1 protein-coding gene and 2 pseudogenes are annotated in these 1,709 nt (G+C 65.2%); all 3 read right to left on the bottom strand.

All coding sequences use genetic code 11. The features are described 5' to 3' along the window. Positions 1-238 (bottom strand): annotated as a pseudogene (locus MOV74_RS37515) (universal stress protein); the annotation flags it as partial. 93 nt (positions 239-331) lie between these two features. After that, on the bottom strand, positions 332-1,384 hold the full coding sequence (gene trpS, locus MOV74_RS37510; protein ID WP_246932479.1) for a tryptophan--tRNA ligase: 1,053 nt from the start codon (positions 1,382-1,384) through the stop codon (positions 332-334). 81 nt (positions 1,385-1,465) lie between these two features. Next, positions 1,466-1,709 (bottom strand): annotated as a pseudogene (locus MOV74_RS37505) (murein biosynthesis integral membrane protein MurJ); the annotation flags it as partial.

Here is a 1,709-nt window from a genome sequence, read left to right as displayed (position 1 = left end):
GGTCGAGCGCGGCCTCCGCTGCTTCCTGCGCCTCGGCGCGCATGATGTCGGCGACCCCCAGCCATTCCTGGCTCTGCTGATTGGGCTCGATGATACGCAGCATCACCACGCCGCCGCCGGCGCGGATCGCCCAGCGGCTGGCATAGTAGACCGCGCGATCCCATTCGGCGGTGTCATCGACGATGACGAGGCATTTGGGCTTGTGACCCGGCTCGAAGCAAAGTCGCTTGCTGGTCATGCATGTCCCGGAATGTGCAGGGACGGCATGCTGCCACACTCCCGCAGCGTTGGGGAGAGGAGATGCGGCCGGCGCGCTGGCCCCGGACCGTCTCTAGCGCCGGTAGATGAAGCCGACGATATCCTTGGAGAGCTTCATCGTCTCGTCGGCGATGGCGCGGGCGCGGTCGGCGCCGTCGTTCAGGGTCGCGTCGATGTGGCCGGGGTCGGCGACGAGGCGCTTCATCTCGCCGGCGATCGGCGCGAGCTTGGTGACGCACAGCTCCGCCAGCGCGTTCTTGAAGCTGGAGAACTGGCCGCCGCCGAAATCGCGGAGCACGTCGGCCTTGGCGCGGCCGGAGAGCGCGGCGAAGATGCCGACGAGGTTGTCGGCTTCGGGACGGGCTTCCAGGCCCTTCTCCTCTGACGGTAGCGGTTCCGGATCGGTCTTCGCCTTGCGGATCTTCTGCGCGATGGTGTCGGCATCGTCGGTCAAATTGATCCGCGAATTGTCCGACGCATCGGACTTCGACATCTTCTTGGTGCCGTCGCGCAAGCTCATCACGCGCGTCGCCGGCCCCGTGATCAGAGGTTCCGGCAGCGGGAAGAACAGGCCGTCATTGGCGCCCTGGGCGCGAATGGAATCGCCGAAATCGTTGTTGAACTTCTGCGCGATGTCGCGCGAGAGCTCGAGATGCTGCTTCTGGTCCTCGCCGACCGGCACGTGGGTTGCGCGGTAGAGCAGGATGTCGGCGGCCATCAGCACGGGATAGTCGAACAGACCCACCGAGGCGTTCTCGCGGTCCTTGCCGGCCTTCTCCTTGAACTGGGTCATGCGGCCGAGCCAGCCCATGCGCGCGACGCAGTTGAAGATCCAGGCAAGCTCGGCATGGCCCGAGACCTGGCTCTGGTTGAACACGATGTGCTTCTTCGGATCGATGCCGGCGGCGATGAACGCCGCGGTGACCTCGCGGGTGTTGCGGGTGAGCTCGGCCGGGCCGCCCCAGACGTCGACGCCTTGCGTGATCGCGTGCATGTCGACGACGCAGTAAATGCAGCTGTGGGTTTCCTGCATCTTCACGAAGTTGACGATCGCGCCGAGGTAATTGCCGAGATGCAGATTGCCCGTCGGCTGGACGCCCGAAAAAACCCGTTCAACGAATGGCATGGTCAGCTTTCCCATAGGTATTCGGCCGTCGTTTCCAACAGCGGCGCTGCCCCGTCAAGGGTATTTCGCTGCGCTCGCGGTTTAGGTAGGCCGTTTCAACGCGTTAACCGCCTCGCGCCAGGAAGCTGCGCCGAGTATTTGCAGAAGCAGGCCATAGACCGCCATTCCGGCTCCGATCTGCACGCCCAGCGCGACGAATTTGATGAAGCCATGGGTCTCGGCAGGCACGAGGCCCACGGTGAGCCAGAGCAGGGCGCCCATGGCGGCTGCGGCGAGCACGATCCGCGGCAGCCGCTTGCGGGCGGTGGCATCGACCGAGAAGCCG

It is taken from the genome of Bradyrhizobium sp. SHOUNA76, from assembly GCF_023006445.1.
Taxonomy (GTDB): Bacteria; Pseudomonadota; Alphaproteobacteria; order Rhizobiales; family Xanthobacteraceae; genus Bradyrhizobium.
Note: the sequence above shows the minus strand (reverse complement) of the source record. Positions and strands in the feature narration are given on the sequence as shown.

What these genes read in the sequence shown, in the direction of transcription:
- trpS (WP_246932479.1), bottom strand. Translation starts at nt 1,384, where the DNA reads ATGCCATTCGTTGAACGGGTTTTTTCGGGCGTCCAGCCGACGGGCAAT.